Genomic DNA, 17,896 nt, shown 5'->3' with positions numbered 1-17,896 from the left:
AAAATCGGCTGTGAAAACCAGCTGCGATCCACGACTCGATGAATGGGTCCGGAGCCAATCGCCACGACTCGGTGGGGCCTGTGGACAACGGACATCGTGGAGTGGGGAAATCGGGACAATGATGGGGTGTTGTTCACGGCGGCGGATGCCAAGGCGTTAGGGATCTCGCGGGGTGTGCTGCGCGGCACGCAGTACCGGCGGGTGCTGGGTTCCGTGTACGTCGACGGGACCGTCGCCGTCACGCCCCGGTTGCAGGCCGAGGCCGCATTGCTGTTGACGCCCGAGGCGGTGGTGAGTCACCAGACCGCGTTGAGTCTGTGGACCGCCGACGACCGCGCCGACGACGTCGTACATGTGACGGTCCAGCGCGATCCACGGCTGTCCCTTCCGCGAATCAGCGGTCTGCGCGTGCACGAGGTGCAGCACCTCGACCGCACGCTACGCGACGGACTGCCACTTACTCCACCTGAGCGGACATTCCTCGACCTGGCGCCGTACTGCGATCTCACCAAGCTCGTCGCCGCGGGCGACTCCCTGGTACGACGCACCGACGTCGAGCCGCTTCACCTGGTCGAGACTGTCGCCGCCGCGATCGGAGTGCGGAGCGTCCGGCTCGCCCGCCAAGCGGCGGCGCGCGTCCGAGCCGGCGTGGACTCCCCGATGGAATCCCTGCTCCGCCTGCTCCTGGTTGACGGCGGCCTTCCCGAACCGCGGATCGGCTACGTGATCTCCGACGCCGCGGGCGGCTGGCTGGCCGAACCGGACCTGAGCTACCCGGAGGTCAGTCTCGCGATCGAGTACGACGGGCGGCACCACCTCACGGATGCCCGTCAGTGGCGGCAGGACATCCGCCGCCGCGAGAACCTCGAGCGCGAAGGCTGGCTCGTCCGGGTGTTCACGGCGTACGACCTCCTCCAGATCCCACACACCGTCGTCGCCCGCATCTCCGAGGACCTCCGCATCCGCCACCGACACCTGGCCGCCTGACCCGCTCCCGCCGAGTCGTGGCGATTGGCACCGTTCCGCATCACCGAGTCGTGGAAATCGGCTAGCGATGAGAGCCAAATCCCACGACTCGACGGATTAGTTGCCTTCGGCTACGAAGTGCATTGGGTCGCCGAAGGCTAGGTCGGTGACGCCGGCGGTGTGGAAGGCGCCTACCAGGAGGGATCTGCGGTGGGCGGCGAAGGTCAGGACGTGGGCGACCATGCCGCCGTAGGTGAAGACGCGGGGTGGTTCGCTGGTCGTGTCGACGAAGCTCTCGTCGAAGCGGCCGTCTTCGTTGAGTTGGTTGACCAGGGCCACGAAGCGCGCGCCGGCGTCCGCGTGGCGGGTGCGGAGTTCGGGGATCGGGGTGACGACCTGGCGGCCACATTCGGGGACCTGGAACGGGCGGTCCTCGACGGACGCCAGCCACATCTCCTCCTGCCAGACCAGGCGGTCCAGTAGGTAGCGGATCGAGATGTCGTCGTCGATCCCCTCGACGGAGAGCTCGATCGGCCGGTCCAGTGTGGCGGCGTCCAGGCGGGCGCCGCGTTCGATCATCTCGCCGGTCAACCACACGTGGTGCTCGACCATCCTGACAAGTACGTCCATGCCTCTCACCTTTCTACGAGCCGGCAGCCGAAGGCCGGCCGGCGGCTGGAAATGCACTCCACTCGGCGCCGCAAGGAAGAACATCCGCGACGACTCCCGCCGCCACTCCCGTGGCGACATCCCGTAGGCCCTGACGAACGCCCGCGTGAACGCCTCGTGCGACCCGTACCCGGCCTCGACCGCGACGTCCAGTACGGCGACCGGCTCGACCAGCAACCGGTACGCCGCCCGCTCCAGCAACACCCGGCGCCGGAACGCGAACGGCGATTCGCCGGCCACCGCACCGATCACGCGGTCGAAGTGGAACCGGGACAGATGCACCCGTCCCGCCAGCCCGGCACCGTTCACCGGACCGTCGAGACCGCGCAGACCGTCGGCGACCACCGCCACGAATTCCTCGAACACATCCGCCATGCCCACCACTGTGCCCCCACCACCCGGCCTCCGACTTGATCGAAATTGCGGAACCTCTGAGTGGTTAACGGAGTACTCCACAATGTGTAGTAGTCTCCGCAGCGGAGCACCGCCGGTGCCGGAGGAGGTCGCGATGGATACGAGCCAGCTGCTCAAGGGCGTACTGGATCTCGCAGTGCTGGCTGTACTGCGGGACGCCGACGGTTACGGGTACGACGTACTTCGCCGGCTGCGCGCCGCGGGGCTCGAGGACGTCGCGGACGCCTCCGTGTACGGGACGCTCCGCCGGCTCTTCCAGGCCGGCGCGCTGACGTCGTACGTGCAACCGAGCGAGGAAGGCCCGCACCGCAAGTACTACGGGCTGAACAAGACCGGCCATGACCTGCTGGCCCGATCGACCAAGACCTGGAATCACTTCGCCGACACGATGTCGGTGCTGCTGGAGGAGGAGGCCGCGTGAACAGCACCCTGACCGGAGCGGTCGCGATCTACCTGACGCAGGTGCGAGCCGAGCTCAGCGACCTGCCGCCGGGTGAACTGGAGGACGTGCTCCAGGACGTCACCGACCACCTCACCGAGGTAGCAGGCGAGTTCGACGCCGAGCCGACCTTGAGCGACCTGCAGGTACGACTCGGCACGCCGCGGCAGTACGCCGACGAACTGCGGACCGCGGCGGGCTATCCGGCACGCACCGAGCCGGTCAGCCAGGACTACCTCACGTCCGGCTGGAACGCGCTGCGCTGGGGCCTGATCGCCGGCACTGTCGGGCCGTTCTTCGTTGCCGTCAGCATCTTCGCGTGGTCGAGCGACGAGACGGCGTTCTTCGGGCTGCTCGGGCTCGGCGTGCTGTTCGTCGCGGCGTTCCTCGGCGTACGGGCGTTGCACGGCAACGACCCGCGGATCGTCCTGGACACCCCGCGGGGCGCGCAGTGGGCGACCGCAGTCCGCGGCTGGATCGACCAGGTCCCTCCGAACGTCCGGCACGAACTGGTGACGATCGGCCAACCGGTCTGGTGGGTCGCGCGCGGCATGATCGGTGCGGCCGGGTTCTTCGCGCTGTTCGGCGCCATCTCGGTGACCGTGGTCGGAGCCATCGCCGGTGCGGCGGTCTCGATCTGGATCGGTCGCCGGACCCAGCAGGACCGGCGCTGGCTGTGGTACGTCGTACCGCTCAACGTCGTCGCAGCGGTTGCCGTCCCGGCGTTCCTTGCCGCGGCGTACGTCGGCGCGTCGTTCGGGTTCCTGGACAACTACAACCACTACCGCGGCAGCGGGCCGAACTACGAACCACCGACCAAGGGCGTGGTGGTGAACGGCACCGCAGTCTCGAACATCTACCCGTTCGATGCCCAGGGCAAGCAGGTCACGGTCCGGCTGTACGACCAGGACGGCAACCCGATCAGCATGGAACTGCAGGACTGCGCGACCAACTACGGGCAGGAGTCCCGGGACACCACCAGCAACCTCTTCCCGCAGGCCGTGGTCGTCCCCGATGAGAACGGCTATTCCAGCCCGGAAGACTGCAAGGAGACCACGAAGGCCCCCTTCGTCCCACCACCCGCACCAGCCACCCGGACCGCCCCGACCCCAGTCGCCCCTTCGGCAACCCCGACCTCAGGCGCGACGCTCACCGTGAAGCCCACCAGGTGACCAGGAACGGACTGACGCCGCCGCGACCCTGCGATACGTGTAGCCGAGGCGTTCGTAGACCTTGATCGCGGGCGTGTTGTCGCCGTTGACCATCAGTCCGACTCGTCCGTGGCGCTTCACCAGTTCGGCGGTGACGAATCCGCACACCTGCCGCGACAGTCCTTTGCCACGGGCAACAGGATGCGTTGCGACCCCGGCGAGGAACCCGACCTCAGGGGCGCTCCACGCATCCGCGGCGATACTCAACAACTCACCATGCTCGCCCGTCACCGCAGCCCACCGCCGTACGCCGGGATGCCCGGGCCACGCGTACGACGAAGGCGACGCCGCGGCGAGCAACTCTTCAAGGCCGGATTCATCGTCCAGCCACGCAGCGGTCGTGGTGAGGTCCGGGAGCGTGTCCGAGTCCATCCACCCGAAGGCCGCCGAGAACCCCAGCCCCGGCACCCGCTCTGCCAGCTCACGGATCAGCGCCTCGTCGCCGAACGGCCGGTACGACGGACCCACCTCGGCGAGCACGTCGGCGGTCAACCGCACCGCGTCGTCGACCGGGCCGATCACCGCGAGCCGATCATGCTTCGACACGTCCGGCGACGCAACCGCCACGGCATCCCCCTCGTACCAGGCGCGAATGCCAGGGCCGAAGCCGTGCGCGGCCCAGACGATCATCGGATCATCCGCAGCCGCCGTTGCCAGCGCCGCGGTCGTCAGAAGCTCGTGCACGCGGTCATTCTGCCCGTTGGATCGCGTACGGGACGAGGTGGCGGTAGCCGCGGACGGCGACGCGGCGGAGACGGTGGACGGCGTACGACGAATGGCCGTCGAGGGCTGTGGCGAGTTCGCGGTCGGCGAGAACCCTGCCGGGTTTGCATTCCGTGGTGAGACGGGCGGCCAGGTTGACAACCTCGCCGTACACGTCGCCCAATCGAATCAGGATCGTGCCGTACGCGAGCCCGATCCGCAGCTCGGGAAGGTCGTCGTCGGCGTTCACCGCGTCCTGCAAGGCGAGTGCGACCGCAGCCCCCTCTGCGGCGGTGTCGGCCACGAACAGCACCTCGTCGCCGATCGACTTGATCACCCGGCCGCCGTTCAGCGCGACCACGTCCGCGGCCATACCCTCGAAGCGCTCGATCAGCTCCCCGAGCTCGGCCTCGGTCAACCGCCGCGTCAGGCGCGTGTAGCTGACGATGTCCGCGAATCCGACCGCCCGCACCCCACGTGCCAGCTCGTCGGACCCCGCCACCGCCCGCCCGGCCGCCGCGGCGAGGTGCCGGCGCCAGACGTACGTCTGCAGCCGCTCCATGGCCGGCAGCAACAGGCCGGCAACCTCGATCGACTCGTCCGCGGACAGCTTGGACCCGCCGAGGAACTCCAGGAACATCGCCGACTGCCACGACGCCAGCCGCGACTGCGTCTGGCCGAGTTTCCGGGCCAGTGACGACTCCATCTCGGGCTCGATGAACCCGTCGTCCTCGAGCGCCGCGACCAGCCGCAACGCCTCGACGTCGTCGTCGGTGAACGCCACCTCGTCGTCCGGCACGGTCGCGAACCCGAGCGCGTGCCACATCCGCTCGGCGCGCTGGATCGAGATCCCGGCCCGCTCGGACACCTGGATCCGGGTGAACTTCCGTTCCCCGCCCAGCAGGGTCTGCTCGAACTCCCGCGTCAACCCGGCCAGATCCGGCGCCCCAGGGTCAGTGGCCACCGCGGCGCTCGGCGATGGTGGCGTCGATGGCGTCCCGGAACGCCGGCAGCCGGCGGGTGAGGTCGTCGAACTTCTCCCGGGTGAAGTGCAGCAGCTGCAGCCGCGACTTCGCCGTGACGGTTGCCGTTCGCAACGTGTTCTTCCGGACCGCGACCTCGCCGGCGATGTCGCCCGGGCCGAGCTCGGCGATCTCCTGGCCCTTCTCGCGGACCGCCGCCGTACCGCTGAGGATCAGGTACGCCGCGTCCGGAGGCGTCTGCTCCAGGATCAGCGACCAGCCGGCCGGTACCGAGACCTCCTCGCCGGCCCGGAAGATGTCCCGGATGTCGCGTCCGGACAGATCCGCGAACAGCGGCAGGTCCCGTGGGGACGTCCTACCCAGTGCCACGTCGATCCTCCTCGTCGGCGATCGGCCGATGTTTCCAGTCAGTAACTCTAACGCACGCGCGGAGATCAGGAGGACAGGCAGTCCGCGACCTGCGCAGAGGTCGCGACCCATTGACCGTCCCCACGGCCCGCGGTTACGGTCGGGCAATCGATTTCTGGATGCCACCTCTCTGCAACCGCCCGAGGAGCCCCTGATGCGGAAACGATGGTTGCTCGTCCTGCCTGCCCTGATCGGAGCGGCCGTGGTGCCTGCCGACCAGTCCGCACCCGCCCAAGCAACGGCGGTACCGTCGCCGGTCGAGCGGATCGCCAAGCTCACCGGTCCGGAGTCGATCAATGACACCGAGGCGCGCTTCGCCCTGAAGGCGACCGATCTCGGCATCCTGTGGGACAACGGATCCGGCGAGATCCTGACCGCGTTCGGCGACAGCTACGGCAGCGGCTGGACCGGGCCGGGCGGCGGTGCCGGTGACCAGGCGACGATCGACTGGCGGTGCAACCTGCTCTTCCGCAGCAAGGACCGCAACCTGGCCGACGGGATGACGCTCGACTCGGCGGCCGAGGACCGGCCCGGTCACGCCAAGGAGTTCCTGCCCTGCAAGAAGATCGACCGCGACGAGCACACGGTGATCCCGACCGCGGGGATCTCGGTCGGGAAGCGCCAGTACGTGCAGTACATGTCGGTCAACTACTGGGGTCCGGCCGGCAGTTGGTTCACGAACTACTCCGGCTTCGCGTACTCCGACGACAACGGCGAGAACTGGACCAAGGACCCCGGCGCCCGCTGGCTGAACACCAAGACCTGGGACGACAACTTCCAGATGACGGCCCTGGTCAAGGACAAGGGTTATGTCTACATGATCGGTACGCCGAACGGCCGGTTCGGCAACGCCCATCTCGCGAGGGTTCCCGAGCAACAGGTCCTCCAGAAGAAGGCTTGGCGGTACTGGGACGGCCGGACCTGGTCGCCGCAGGAGTCGGCCGCCGTACCGATCGCGGTCGGCCCGATCGGCGAGGTGTCGGTGCAGTGGAACGCGTACACCGGCAAATGGCTGATGATGTATCTCGACGAGCACCGCGCCGCGATCGTGCTGCGCTCGGCGAAGGACCTCACCGGCCCGTGGAGCGGCGAACAGGTCGTTGTCAAAGGCTCCGAATACCCGGGCTTGTACGGATCGTTCATGCACCCCTGGTCATCAGGCCCGGACCTGTACTTCACGATGTCCCAGTGGGATCCGTACAACGTTTTCCTGATGCGCACCAAGCTCACCGACGACGGCCGGATCACCAACCTGGTCACGGATCCCGGCTTCGAGAGCCAGACCAGTGGTACGCCGTCCGCACCCTGGCAACTGAGCGGTACCGGCGGCATCGACCGCACGAACCTCGGCCACACCGGCACCAACAACGCGTTCGTCCGCGACTCGATCGGCACCCACCAGATCCAGCAGACCGTTGCCGTACGCCCCAATCACCGCTACCGGCTCTCCGCCTGGATCCGGACGGCGGAGAACAACAGCGAAACGATGCTCGGCGTCCGCACGCTCCGCGGACGCACGATCGCGCAGCAGTCCGGTGGCGCGCATCCGCAGTACACGAAGGTCTCCGTCGAGTTCGACGCCGGCGGAGAGTCGTTGGTCCAACTGTACGGCGGCTTCTTCGGCCACGGGCAGGACGTCTGGCTGCAACTGGACGACGTCGAGCTGGAGGAAATCCGATGAAACGGCTGTTCCTGGCACTGATGATCATCGCCGGTGTCCTGGTGCCGGCACCGGCGCAGGCCGCGACCGGACAGTTGTTGCGGGACAGCGTCGGTCTCTATCCGCGCGCGATCCGGCTCGAACACAACGGCACGGCGAACGGCCGGATCCTCGCAAGCGTGGTGACGTTCAACGGCAACACCGGGCTCGGCGCCATCTACGAGAGCACCACCGACGGCGCGAGCTTCGCCCAGGTGGGCACGGTCGCGGACCCGCAGGCGTCCAACGGCAAGGGCCTGTGCTGCGCGACGCTCTTCGAGCTTCCACGGCGCATCGGCGCGCTGCCGCCCGGCACGTTGCTCTGGGCCGCCTCCGTGGGCGCGGACGCGCGGCCGATGTCGCTGCGGATCTGGAAGAGCAACGACGTCGGCCGTACCTGGTCGTACCTGTCCAGGTGCGCGACCGCGCCGAACGACCGCGGCCTGTGGGAACCCGAGTTCTCCGTCGCGGCCGACGGCCAGCTCGTCTGCCACTACTCCGACGAGACCGATCCGGCGCACAGCCAGAAGCTCATGGAGGTCCGGAGTACCGACGGCATCACCTGGAGGGATCCGCGGCCCACCGTGTCGAGCCCGACGCCCGCACATCGACCCGGCATGTCCGTCGTACGGCAGCTGCCCAGCGGGACGTACGTGATGTCGTACGAGGTCTGTGGCGTGGGCGGCCAGTACGACTGCGCCGTCTACACCCGCCAGTCCCGTGACGGCTGGAACTGGGGATCGCCCGCCAGACCCGGTGTCCGGGCGCAGACCGCCGACGGCAGGTACTTCACCCATGCTCCGACGATCGCGCTGGCACCGAACGGCAAGCTGCTGCTGATCGGCCAGATCCTCCAGAACGCCGACGGTTCCGTGGCCGAAGGCAACGGCCGCACCATCCTCGCCAACACCACCGGGACGAGCGGTTACTGGTCCGAGCTGGCCGCACCGGTCGCCGTCGACAATCCGTACAACAACTATTGCCCGAACTACAGCTCTCCGATGGTCGTCTCCCCCGACGGCAGCACAGTCCTCGAACTCGCCTCCGACTACGACGGCCCGACCTGCAAGACGTACTTCGCCACCGGGCCGGCCAGCTAGGCCGCGCGGCGCCGGCGGCGGGACGAGGTACGGCGGCGTACCGGGCGGCGGGGGCCGACGAGGCGGGGACCGGCCAGGCGGTCCTCGAGACGGCGCGCCTCGCGGCGGATGGGTTGCGCGACGTACTCGCCGAGGATCAGGCCCGAGGCGAGTGCGACGCCGATCGCGACCGCGGTCGTGAGGCTGACGATGCCGATGAGCTGGCCGACGGCCATCAGCTCGTAGAGGCCCTTGTAGATCGTCAGCCCCGGCAGCAGCGGGATCGAGCCGGCGACGACCACGACCAGCGGCGGTACGCCGGTCCGCCGGCCGCTGGAGTAGCCGCCCAGACCGACGACGAAGGCAGCCGCGGCGGTGGACCAGGCCGGCCCGAAAGATGCCCTGGTCATCAAGGTGAAGATCAGCGAGGCCAGTGCACCCATCACGGCGATCGGCAGCAACGCGCGGAGGGGTGCGTACGACGCGTACCCGAACGCGACCGCCATCACCGAGCCGGAAATCACCATGATCGGCAGGTTCGCCAGCTGGATCGTCTGGGGTTCGATCCCGACGTGCAGACCGAACTTCAGCCCCAGCGCGAGACCCAGCGAGACACCGGCGATGATCCCGCCGGTGAGCAGCATCGCCTCCAGACTCCGGGCCGCGGCGGTCACGTAGTACCCGGTGATCGCGTCCTGCACCGCACCGGTGAGGGCGATCCCGGCCAGCAGCATGATGATGCCGGCGGCAACGACCAGGGACGGTTTCACCGGCGCGTGTACGGCGTACAGGACCAGCGCGACCGCGGTCGCCACGAACGCACCGGCGACCTGCTGGTAGAACGCGGGGAGTCGCTGCCGGTTGAACCACCGGTTGTTCAGGTCGATCACGATCGCGGTCAGCACCGCCAGCAACGTGATCAGCCAGCCGCCGCCGAGCAGCAGCGTCGCGCCGCCGGCCATCACGCCCCAGGCGAGCACCGCACTCCAGCGCGGGTACGGCGGACCGGCCGACGTCATCCGGGCGAGTTCGCGCGACGCCTCCTCGCGGGTCACGTCGCCGCGGGCGAACCGTCGTACCAGCCGGTCGACGTCGGTCAGCCGGGAGAAGTCCTGGGACCGGTAGCGGACCAGCCGGATGTGCGTCTCGGGCGCGACGTCCGGCGCGGCCTGGTACGAGACCGCCATCGAGGTGAACGTGATGTCGACCTCGCAGCCGCGCAGTCCGCCGGCCGCGGTGACACCGAGGATCGTCGCGGTGGCGTCCGCCGTACCGGCACCGCTGGACAGCAGCACCTCACCGACCCGCAGGGCAAGGTCGATGGTGGCGTAGACCTCCCGCTGCTCGTCAGGCTCCATCGAGCAGGCGATGGGCCATCGCGAGGTCGGTGATCAGGATGTTGACCCAGCCTCCGAGCAGGGCGGCGCGGATGGCGGAGTACTTGCGGTCACCGCCGGCCACCCCGATCCGGCGCGGCACCGCCAGTAACTCCTTCGCGGTCACCCCGATGACCCGCTGGTCGAACGTCGAGCGCACGAGCTTTCCCTCTTCGTCGAAGAACCGGAAACACACGTCTCCGACGGCGCCGAGCCTGCGCAACTCGTCCTGGTCGGCCTCCGCGACCGCGTTCCCACTGCGCTGCAGCAGCGGCGAGGGCTCGAGGCTGCCGATCCCGACCAGGGCGTCGGTGAGCTGTCCCCAGGTGCCCAGAACGTCCCGAACGGACACATCGTTCATCATGGCCCGGCGTACGGCGGGGGTCCCGACCAGCCCGGGAGCGGGCAGGTAGACCGGCATCCCGCCGGTCAGCTCGGCGAACCGCGCGGTCAGCCGGGTGGCCTGCATCTGCACCGCGGCGTCGCCCAGCCCGCCGACGATCTGCACGACCTTGTCCACCACCGGCACGCTCTTGCGCGGCATCCGGTCGACCGCGCTGATCAGCGTCTCGCTCCAGGACGATATCCCGACCACGTGCCCACCGGTCAGGGTCATGTCCAGGTACGCCGCCGCGCCCGAGCCGAGCGCGGGCAGTACGTCGTCCCCCACGCCGAGGGTGTCGACGACGACCGCGTCGCGCAACCCGTACCGGCCCTGCAGCTCGTCCTCGAGGTCGCTGTGCACGCCGCTCGGCATGGTCACCACGGTGTGCACGATGCCGACCTCGACGGCCTGTTTCAGCATCCGGGAAACGCGTGCCTGGGACAGGTTCAGCTCGGCGGCGATCTGCGGCTGCCGGATGCCCTTCTCGTGGTACATCCGCGCCACCTTCGCGAGCAGCCGCAGCTCGTCCAGCCCGGGCTGGCGCACCGCGCGGTTCGCGTTCACCTCGACCCCCTCGCAACGTTTCAGGTCTACGGACTATAGGTCAGGCAGGCACAGGTAGACCCGGGGCGCTCCACCCTGGTCCGGGATGGGAGACGTCGGAGTGTCGCGTTTGCCGGTCGCGACGACCGAGCCGTCACGGGGATCGACGATCGTGTAACTCAGCGGGACGGTGTCGTCGAACACCATCACCGGCCCACCGTCCTCGCGGTACACGATCAGGCCGCCCTCCGCCGTACTCAGCGCGCGTCCCGAGATCGTCCGGGTCCAGTCCGGCGCCATGTCGGTGGTCGGCAACCCGTCCAGGATCTTTCCGAGCATTCCGACGTACGTCGATCCTTCGAAGTCGATCGCCTCGCGCCAGCCCGCGCCGGGTGCGAGGAAGAACTCGGAGTGGCCCGGCTCCTCCGCGTGCAGTCGCCACTGCCACAGGCTGCCCGCACCGTAGACGACGCCCATCGTGCCGCCCGCGCACAGGTTGCTCCACGCCTCGTGCCCCTGCCACCAGCCCTCAGCCATACCTGTCCGGCCGGTGTGCTCGTACGTCGGTTCGCCGTTCGCGACCGCCTTCACCGGTTCATTCCGCCACATGTCCGCGACCCGCTCCGGTACGTGCTCGCCGGTGTGGCCGGTCTGACACCACTGGAAGTCCAGCCAGTCCGCGTCCTGGTGAGCATTCGCGCGGATGTGCGGCCGGTAATGGATACCGGTCGGCTGCCCGTAGCAGTCGGCGGCGTGCACCTCAGCACCTCCGGCGGCAGTCTGCGGTTCGTGACCAGAGCCGTCCCCGCCAACCAGGTAGACGGCCGGCCGAGCGCCGTACCGCGCGACGAGATAGCGGCAGTAGGCGGCGTACTCGGATGGCGGTACGACGGTGCCCGCGACGTCTAGGCCCTTCCACCCGAAGCCTTGGAACACCGGCTGCAGGACAGGGACCAGGCCGTGCTCGACCAAGGTGTCGAGCAGTACGTCGAGGTACTGGAAGTACTCGACGTTCATCTGGTTCAGGTGACCGTCGGCGAGATCCTCGAAGCCGACCGCGAACCCCTCGTCCTGAGTCCGGTCGCGCGGCCCGACGGCGCGCATGTCCGGTTGGACGGTCATCAGCAGCACCGCGTTGAACCCCTTCGCCTGCCGGTCGGCGGCGTACTCGCGGACCTGGTCGGGGGTCGCCCGCCAGGGCAGCGCCCACGCGGTGTCGGCGACCAGCAGAGCAGGCGTGCCATCCGCGTGCACCAGGCTCCGGCCGCCGGGCGACATCCGCCAGAACCCGTGCCGGTAGAACGGATTCGCCTCGTCAGTTGGAGCCTCGACGACGTGCAGTTCGCCGCCCGACCACGTCCACGAACCGGCAAGCGGCGGCGCGAAACGGACCCGGTGCGTGTCACCGCCGTCCCAGAACGCCGGGCGCCGGAGCAGTCGGCCGCTCTCGTGCTCGAACTCGACCCACTCGGAGGTGGCCGGCAGCTCGATCTCCTGCCAGACGGATGAGATGGACATGACACTCCAGGGATGCTCGTTGCCGTTAAGCTGATGGTGAGAAGAACACACGTGCTCTGGGGTCGGTGAAATTCCGAGCCGGCGGTGACAGTCCGCGACCCGTGACTTCGTGAGAAGGAGCGGTTGACCCGGTGGAACTCCGGGACCGACGGTGAAAGTCCGGATGGGAAGACGCACGTGGCAGCTGCACGTCCCCTGACCCGGGTCGTGGAGCTTGTCGTTGCCCCGGAGTGCTCTGAGTGCACTGCCCGAGAGGACAACGATCGTGAACACCGTGACCAGCCTGGACACCATCGAACACGCGGTCGCCGAGCTCGCCGCCGGACGGCCGGTCGTGGTCGTCGACGACGAGGACCGCGAGAACGAAGGCGACCTGACCTTCGCCGCGAGCCTCGCGACGCCCGAGCTGATGGCCCTGCTCGTCCGTCACACCAGCGGGTACGTCTGCGCGCCCGCGGCGCCGGAGATCCTGGACCGGCTCGAGCTGCCGCTGATGGTGCCGAACAACCAGGACAGCCTGCGTACGGCGTACACCGTGTCGGTGGATGCGGCGACCGGTGTCGGGACCGGCATCTCGGCCGCCGACCGCGCGCGGACCGTCCGTGTGCTGGCCGATCTCTCGGCGCAGCCCGCGGACCTGATCCGGCCCGGCCACATCCTGCCGTTGCGAGCGGTCGCCGGCGGAGTCCGGCAGCGGCCCGGTCACACCGAGGCCACCGTCGAACTCGTCCGGCTCGCCGGGCTGCCGCCGGTCGGCGTGATCGGCGAACTCATGAACGACGACGGCACGCTGATGGCAGGCGCGGACCTGCGCGCGTTCGCCGACGCCCATGGCTTCGCGATGATCTCGATCGCCGACCTGGTCACTTACCTGTCGTGACCAGCTTGCGGGCGGCGTCCGCGATGCCCTCGGCGGAGAGGCCGTAGCGGTCCAGCAGGTAGCCGGCCGACCCCGTGGGCGCGAACTCGGGGAACCCGAGGATCGACACCCGCGCCGGATGATGCTGTACGACGGTCTCGGCGACGGCACCGCCGAGGCCGCCGCCGGACACCGCTTCCTCCGCGGTCACGATGCCGGCCGTCTCCCGCGCGGCCGCGACCACGGCGTCGGTGTCCAGCGGCTTGACCGTCGGCATCGACAGCACCCGGGCCGAGATCCCTTCCTCCGCGAGCCGTTCTGCGGCGGCCAGCGCCCGCCACAGCACGGTCCCGTTGCTGATCAGCGTCACATCGCTCCCGTCGCGAACCGTGATCGCCTTGCCCAGCTCGAACTCGTAGTCCTCGGCGTAGACCTTCGGCACGCTCATCCGGCTGACCCGGATGAACACCGGCCCGTCCGAGGCCGCTGCCCAGCGCAACGCCGCCGCCGTCTCGATCGGGTCGGCCGGAACAATGATCGTCATGTTTGCGATCGCGCGCAGCCAGGCGATGTCCTCGATCGAGTGGTGCGTCGGGCCGAGTTCGCCGTACGCGACGCCGGGGCTCATGCCGCAGAGCTTCACGTTGGTGTTCGAGTACGCGACGTCGGCCTTGATCTGCTCGAGCGCGCGGGCGGTGAGAAAACAGGACGCCGCCGAGACGAACGGGATCCGGCCGCCGTTGGCCAGCCCGGACGCGACGCCGACCATGTCCTGCTCGGCGATGCCGACGTTGATCAGCCGGTCCGGGAACGCCTTGCGGAAGCTGTTCAGCTTGCTCGACCCGACCGAGTCGTTGACCACGCCAACGATCCGGTGATCGGCCTCGGCCAGCTCGGCGAGCGTCTCGACGTACGCGTCCCGGCAGTCGTACCGCGGCTGGTCCGCGATCGAACGGGTCTCGAGGACGGTCATTGCAGCTCCTTCAGGGCCTGCTGGTACTCAGCGGCATCGGGTACGCGGTGGTGCCAGGCGACGTTGTTGCTCATGAACGAGATCGGGTGACCCTTGTGCGTATGGGCAATCACGAACGTCGGCTTGCCCGGCCGGAACGGTACGGCGGACAGCACGTCGAGCAGCTCGCCGTGGTCGTGACCGTTCACTTCGACCACCGCGAACCCGAACGCGGCCGCTTTCTCCGGCAGCGGGTCGAGGTCGTTGGTCTCCTTGGTGGTCGCGCCCTGCTGCAGCCGGTTCCGGTCGACGATCACGGTGAGCCGGTCCAGCTGGTACTGGGAGGCAGCCATCATCGCCTCCCAGTTGGAGCCCTCCTGCAGCTCCCCGTCACCGACCAGCACATAGGTACGGCGCAACGAGACGTCGAGCTTCGCCGACAGGGCATGACCGACCGCGACCGGCAGGCCGTGCCCGAGTGGGCCGGTGTTGGCCTCGACGCCGGCGACCTTGTTCCGGTTCGGGTGCCCGTTCAGCGCGGACAGCGGCTTGAGGAACGTCGCGAGGTCCTCGACCGGCAGGAACCCGAACGCGGCCAGCGTCGTGTAGAGCGCACCCGCGACATGCCCCTTGCTCAGGATGAAGCGGTCCCGCTCAGGGTCGTTCACCGTCGCGGGCGAGATGTCGAGCACAGCGCCGTACAGCGTGGCCAGGATGTCGATCGCGGAGAAGTCACCGCCGATGTGCCCGGCGCCGGCGTGGTGGACCAGCTTCAGGTCCTGGATCCGGATCTGTTTGGCGGCCTCGGCGATGTGCGCGATCTGCTCGGCGCGACTGCTGTGGACCGGCAGCCGGCCGAGCACCGGCATCGTGGTGTGTTCGACGGTCAGCGTCATGCCGGCCCTCACTCCAATCCAGCCATCGAACTCAGCAGCACCTTCTGGACCAGCCTCTGCGCGGCGAGCGCGTCGTGCGAGGCCTGCGCGGCAGCGAGGGCTTCGTCGTCCAGTACGTCGAGCGCGTGGTGGATCGCCTTGAGGAACGTGATCGCCTGCTTCGCGGCCTGGACGCTGTCCTCGCGGAACGGGAACTGGTCGAGCTGCCAGACGCCCTCCCAGTTGTTCTTCCGTAGCGTGTGGAAGAACTCGAACGTCTCGACCAGGTGCACCGAGCCGACCACCATGTCGTCGTCCCAGCCGCGCAGGTTGTCGTTGACGTCGATCGCGAACAGCCGGCCGTAGTCGATCGCCAGCTGCGCCGCGTCGGCCGGTGTCTCCTGGCCGTACAGCGAGTGGCCGAAGTCGAGCAGGATGCCCAGGTTCGGCAGGCCGATCTTCTCGATGCCGAGCAGCGTGCGGGCGACGTTCGGGAAGATGATCTTCACCCGCGGCTCGCGCGGTTTGTACTCGATCACGAAGTTGATGTCCGGATCGCGGACACCAGTTCCTTCAGGCCGTCCAGCGCCAGGTTCCAGATGTCGTGGTAGTTGACCTGGAACGGGTAGTCCCAGCCGTCCTGCCCCGGCCACAGCTTCACGTACGAGCAGCCCAGGTCCTTGGCGAGTTCGGTTGCCTGGTGCAACAGCTCCAGCGCCTGCTTGCGGACGCCGGGGTCCGGGTTGGTCAGCGAGCCCTTGACGAAGTCGCGGGTGTAGATCTCCGGCGTGATCGCGATCGCCTTCAGGTTGTTCCGCTGCAGCGCGGCCTTCACCTCGTCGAGCGTCCCGTCGTACCCGGCGAACGGCCAGTTCAGGTCGACGACGGACAGGTCGCCGACCGCACCGGCGCGGTCGATCTGCTCGAGCAGTCCGACGGGCTCGCCGTACCCGTCGGTGGCATAGCGGTCCTTGTACGTCGCGAAGTGCCAGATCCCTGCGCCGAAGACCGGCATGTCAGTCATATCGTGTGTCCTAACCCTTGAGAGAACCGGCGGTGAGTCCGCCGACGATCCAACGCTGAAGCAAGGTGTAAGCAATGAGGATCGGCACCACAGCGATCAGAATGCCTGCCGCGAGACCGGTGTTGTTGTTGGCGAACTGGCCCTGGAAGTTCAGTAGCCCGACCGGGATGGTCTTGTGCGCGTCCGAGTTCAGCAGGATCAGCGCGAACAGGAACTCGTTCCAGGTCGCGACCGCGTCCAGGATCGCCACGGTCACCAGGGCCGGGACCGAGAGCGGCAGGATCATCGTGAAGAACACCCGCCAGTCACCGGCGCCGTCCACCCGGGCGGCCTCGATGATCTCGTCAGGGAGTTGCCGGAAGAACGACTGCAGCACCAGCACCTCGAACGGGATGCCGAACGCCAGGTACGGCCCGATCAGCCCGAAGATGCTGTCGGTCGCACCGGCCGAGCGCATCATGATGAAGACCGGGACGATCGTGATGTAGATCGGGATGGTCAGCCCGAGGAACACCGTGAACATCACCGTCCGGCGGAACTTCATCCGCAGCTTGGCCAGCGCGAAGCCGAGCATCGCCGACACCAGCACCCCGAGCGGCACCTTGATCAGCGCCAGGATCGCGCTGTTCTTGTACGTCGTGGCGAAGTTGCCGATCCCCCACGCGTCCGAGAAGTTCTTCCAGGTGAAGTCCGCGGGCCAGGACAGCGGCCCGTTCCCGATGAAGTCGGACAGCGGGCGTACGGCGGTGATCACCAGCAGCGCCAGCGGCGAAATCCAGAACAGTGCGATCACGATGAGGACCAGCGTTATGACCAGACCACGCTTCGTCCTCGGAGCCTTCGCGGGCTCAGCGGACTCGATCGGCACGTCGACCCGAACCGGAGCAGTCAGCGTCATGAGGCCTCCCGTGTCTGGGAGCGTACGTACGGGATGCCGACCGCGATGGCCACAAGGGTGATCACGACGGCGATCGCGGTGCCGTAGCCGGCCTGGTAGTACTGGAAGACGTTGAAGTACATCCACGTTCCCATCACCTGCGTCGACGTACCCGGGCCGCCGTACGTCATCGCGTAGATCATGTCGAAGACCTTGAACGAGTCGATCAGGGACAGCGCCAGCACGATGTAGTGCGCCGGCCGCAGGCTCGGCATCGTGACATGCCAGAACTGCTGCCATTTCGTCGCTCCGTCGACGGTCGCCGCCTCGTAGAGCTCGTTCGGAATGCCCTGCAACGCGGCCAGATAGAGCAACATCGGGAAGCCGGTCCGCAACCAGATCGCCGGCACCATCACGGCCCACAGCGCAGTCGAGTCCTGCCCGAGCCAGGGCTGGGCGAGTCCGTCGAGCCCGAGCAACCTGAGGAACGAGTTGATCGCGCTGTACTGCGGGTTGTACAGCCAGCCCCAGATACTCGCGATGGACACGAGCGGCAGGACGGCCGGGGTGTAGAAGATCAGCCGCAGGATCGGCTTGCCGTGCACTTTCCCGTTCAGCGCGATCGCCAGCAGCAGACCGATGACGGTCGGTACGGCGATCGTGACCACGGTCCAGATCAGGTTGTTCTTCACCGCGGTCACGACGACCGGGTCACTGGGCAGCTTGAAGTAGTTGTCCAGGCCGACGAACTTGTACGTCGCGCTCAGTCCGTCCCAGTTGGTCAGGCTGAACCACAGCGACGACACCGCCGGGTACACCAGGAACCCGACGTACACGATGAGCGCAGGCAGCGCGAACAACCAGGGGGACCAGCGGCCACCACGTTTGGGTTTGGAGAGCGCGACAGTCGTTGCCAT

At 68.2% G+C, this 17,896-nt stretch carries 19 protein-coding genes and 1 riboswitch; of the genes, 6 read left to right on the top strand and 13 right to left on the bottom strand.

Translation table 11 applies throughout. The annotated features are described in order from the left end of the window. Positions 1-126: 126 nt before the first annotated feature. On the top strand, positions 127-987 hold the full coding sequence (locus EV647_RS12100; RefSeq protein WP_134002198.1) for a hypothetical protein: 861 nt from the start codon (positions 127-129) through the stop codon (positions 985-987). A gap of 96 nt (positions 988-1,083) precedes the next feature. Here EV647_RS12100 and EV647_RS12095 read toward each other — a convergent pair whose 3' ends face one another. Further along, positions 1,084-2,010 carry a helix-turn-helix domain-containing protein gene (locus tag EV647_RS12095; RefSeq protein WP_134002196.1) on the bottom strand — a complete coding sequence of 309 codons (927 nt, stop codon included), beginning with the start codon at positions 2,008-2,010 and terminating at the stop codon, positions 1,084-1,086. A 133-nt stretch (positions 2,011-2,143) separates the two neighbouring features. On the opposite strand from EV647_RS12095, the gene EV647_RS12090 reads away from it, so the two are divergent. Continuing rightward, the gene (locus EV647_RS12090) at positions 2,144-2,470 is read left to right on the top strand and encodes a PadR family transcriptional regulator (protein WP_130386830.1); all 327 of its coding nucleotides are present in this window, start codon (positions 2,144-2,146) and stop codon (positions 2,468-2,470) included. After that, positions 2,467-3,660, top strand: coding sequence for a hypothetical protein (locus EV647_RS12085; RefSeq protein ID WP_134002194.1), 1,194 nt, complete (start codon positions 2,467-2,469; stop codon positions 3,658-3,660). The genes EV647_RS12090 and EV647_RS12085 overlap by 4 nt, the downstream gene beginning before the upstream one ends. Here the strand turns inward: EV647_RS12085 and EV647_RS12080 are convergent. The 3 genes from EV647_RS12080 to EV647_RS12070 are packed head-to-tail and all read right to left on the bottom strand — an operon-like array spanning position 3,625 to position 5,753. Next, positions 3,625-4,383: a GNAT family N-acetyltransferase gene (locus EV647_RS12080; protein ID WP_238177163.1), complete on the bottom strand. Its 759-nt coding sequence runs from the start codon at positions 4,381-4,383 to the stop codon at positions 3,625-3,627. The two genes, EV647_RS12085 and EV647_RS12080, sit on opposite strands and share 36 nt — an antisense overlap. A gap of 4 nt (positions 4,384-4,387) precedes the next feature. Next, positions 4,388-5,365, bottom strand: a complete 978-nt coding sequence (locus EV647_RS12075; protein WP_134002192.1) for an adenylate/guanylate cyclase domain-containing protein — start codon at positions 5,363-5,365, stop codon at positions 4,388-4,390. Further along, a complete protein-coding gene (locus EV647_RS12070; protein ID WP_130386825.1) occupies positions 5,355-5,753 on the bottom strand; it encodes a cyclic nucleotide-binding domain-containing protein in 399 nt (132 codons plus the stop codon). The genes EV647_RS12075 and EV647_RS12070 overlap by 11 nt, the downstream gene beginning before the upstream one ends. Positions 5,754-5,946: 193 nt before the next feature. Between EV647_RS12070 and EV647_RS12065 the strand changes: the two genes are divergently transcribed. Beyond that, complete coding sequence (locus tag EV647_RS12065; RefSeq protein ID WP_134002190.1) at positions 5,947-7,473, top strand: DUF4185 domain-containing protein; 1,527 nt, start codon at positions 5,947-5,949, stop codon at positions 7,471-7,473. Beyond that, entirely contained in the window at positions 7,470-8,591 is a 1,122-nt protein-coding gene (locus EV647_RS12060; RefSeq protein ID WP_134002188.1) for a sialidase family protein, read from the top strand. The genes EV647_RS12065 and EV647_RS12060 overlap by 4 nt, the downstream gene beginning before the upstream one ends. On the opposite strand, the gene EV647_RS12055 is transcribed toward EV647_RS12060, so the two are convergent. The 3 genes from EV647_RS12055 to EV647_RS12045 are packed head-to-tail and all read right to left on the bottom strand — an operon-like array spanning position 8,588 to position 12,392. Next, positions 8,588-9,928 carry a threonine/serine exporter ThrE family protein gene (locus tag EV647_RS12055; protein ID WP_134002186.1) on the bottom strand — a complete coding sequence of 447 codons (1,341 nt, stop codon included), beginning with the start codon at positions 9,926-9,928 and terminating at the stop codon, positions 8,588-8,590. The genes EV647_RS12060 and EV647_RS12055 overlap by 4 nt on opposite strands. Next, positions 9,918-10,895: a sugar-binding transcriptional regulator gene (locus tag EV647_RS12050; RefSeq protein WP_202871043.1), complete on the bottom strand. Its 978-nt coding sequence runs from the start codon at positions 10,893-10,895 to the stop codon at positions 9,918-9,920. The genes EV647_RS12055 and EV647_RS12050 overlap by 11 nt, the downstream gene beginning before the upstream one ends. Positions 10,896-10,928: 33 nt before the next feature. Continuing rightward, positions 10,929-12,392, bottom strand: a complete 1,464-nt coding sequence (locus tag EV647_RS12045; protein ID WP_134002184.1) for a DUF4038 domain-containing protein — start codon at positions 12,390-12,392, stop codon at positions 10,929-10,931. A 47-nt stretch (positions 12,393-12,439) separates the two neighbouring features. Then, positions 12,440-12,573, top strand: a riboswitch (FMN riboswitch). An 84-nt stretch (positions 12,574-12,657) separates the two neighbouring features. Here EV647_RS12045 and ribB point away from each other — a divergent pair. Beyond that, complete coding sequence (gene ribB / locus EV647_RS12040) at positions 12,658-13,272, top strand: 3,4-dihydroxy-2-butanone-4-phosphate synthase (RefSeq protein ID WP_134002182.1); 615 nt, start codon at positions 12,658-12,660, stop codon at positions 13,270-13,272. Here the strand turns inward: ribB and EV647_RS12035 are convergent. Genes EV647_RS12035 through EV647_RS12015 form a run of 6 tightly spaced genes read right to left on the bottom strand, consistent with a single transcriptional unit; the run spans position 13,256 to position 17,896 of the window. After that, on the bottom strand, positions 13,256-14,224 hold the full coding sequence (locus tag EV647_RS12035) for a transketolase family protein (protein WP_134002180.1): 969 nt from the start codon (positions 14,222-14,224) through the stop codon (positions 13,256-13,258). The genes ribB and EV647_RS12035 overlap by 17 nt on opposite strands. After that, on the bottom strand, positions 14,221-15,099 hold the full coding sequence (locus tag EV647_RS12030) for a transketolase (RefSeq protein WP_134002178.1): 879 nt from the start codon (positions 15,097-15,099) through the stop codon (positions 14,221-14,223). The genes EV647_RS12035 and EV647_RS12030 overlap by 4 nt, the downstream gene beginning before the upstream one ends. Before the next feature lie 8 nt (positions 15,100-15,107). Beyond that, positions 15,108-15,617, bottom strand: coding sequence for a sugar phosphate isomerase/epimerase (locus EV647_RS43675; protein ID WP_202876147.1), 510 nt, complete (start codon positions 15,615-15,617; stop codon positions 15,108-15,110). After that, positions 15,614-16,102 (bottom strand): sugar phosphate isomerase/epimerase, encoded by a 489-nt coding sequence (locus tag EV647_RS43670; protein WP_202876146.1) that lies wholly within the window; start codon positions 16,100-16,102, stop codon positions 15,614-15,616. The genes EV647_RS43675 and EV647_RS43670 overlap by 4 nt, the downstream gene beginning before the upstream one ends. 10 nt (positions 16,103-16,112) lie before the next feature. Then, positions 16,113-17,000: a carbohydrate ABC transporter permease gene (locus EV647_RS12020; protein ID WP_134002176.1), complete on the bottom strand. Its 888-nt coding sequence runs from the start codon at positions 16,998-17,000 to the stop codon at positions 16,113-16,115. Further along, complete coding sequence (locus EV647_RS12015) at positions 16,997-17,896, bottom strand: carbohydrate ABC transporter permease (RefSeq protein WP_134002174.1); 900 nt, start codon at positions 17,894-17,896, stop codon at positions 16,997-16,999. The genes EV647_RS12020 and EV647_RS12015 overlap by 4 nt, the downstream gene beginning before the upstream one ends.

It is taken from the genome of Kribbella sp. VKM Ac-2566 (assembly GCF_004366005.1).
GTDB lineage: Bacteria > Actinomycetota > Actinomycetes > Propionibacteriales > Kribbellaceae > Kribbella > Kribbella pratensis.
Note: the sequence above shows the minus strand (reverse complement) of the source record. Positions and strands in the feature narration are given on the sequence as shown.

Excerpts from the sequence above, each read along its gene's own strand:
- EV647_RS12055 (WP_134002186.1), bottom strand. The coding sequence starts at position 9,928 with ATGGAGCCTGACGAGCAGCGGGAGGTCTACGCCACCATCGACCTTGCC.
- EV647_RS12015 (WP_134002174.1), bottom strand. The coding sequence starts at position 17,896 with ATGGCAACGACTGTCGCGCTCTCCAAACCCAAACGTGGTGGCCGCTGG.
- EV647_RS12065 (WP_134002190.1), top strand. The coding sequence starts at position 5,947 with ATGCGGAAACGATGGTTGCTCGTCCTGCCTGCCCTGATCGGAGCGGCC.
- EV647_RS12030 (WP_134002178.1), bottom strand. The coding sequence starts at position 15,099 with ATGACGCTGACCGTCGAACACACCACGATGCCGGTGCTCGGCCGGCTG.
- EV647_RS43670 (WP_202876146.1), bottom strand. The coding sequence starts at position 16,102 with ATGACTGACATGCCGGTCTTCGGCGCAGGGATCTGGCACTTCGCGACG.
- EV647_RS12060 (WP_134002188.1), top strand. The coding sequence starts at position 7,470 with ATGAAACGGCTGTTCCTGGCACTGATGATCATCGCCGGTGTCCTGGTG.
- EV647_RS12090 (WP_130386830.1), top strand. The coding sequence starts at position 2,144 with ATGGATACGAGCCAGCTGCTCAAGGGCGTACTGGATCTCGCAGTGCTG.
- EV647_RS12045 (WP_134002184.1), bottom strand. The coding sequence starts at position 12,392 with ATGTCCATCTCATCCGTCTGGCAGGAGATCGAGCTGCCGGCCACCTCC.
- EV647_RS12020 (WP_134002176.1), bottom strand. The coding sequence starts at position 17,000 with ATGACGCTGACTGCTCCGGTTCGGGTCGACGTGCCGATCGAGTCCGCT.
- EV647_RS12095 (WP_134002196.1), bottom strand. The coding sequence starts at position 2,010 with ATGGCGGATGTGTTCGAGGAATTCGTGGCGGTGGTCGCCGACGGTCTG.
- EV647_RS12035 (WP_134002180.1), bottom strand. The coding sequence starts at position 14,224 with ATGACCGTCCTCGAGACCCGTTCGATCGCGGACCAGCCGCGGTACGAC.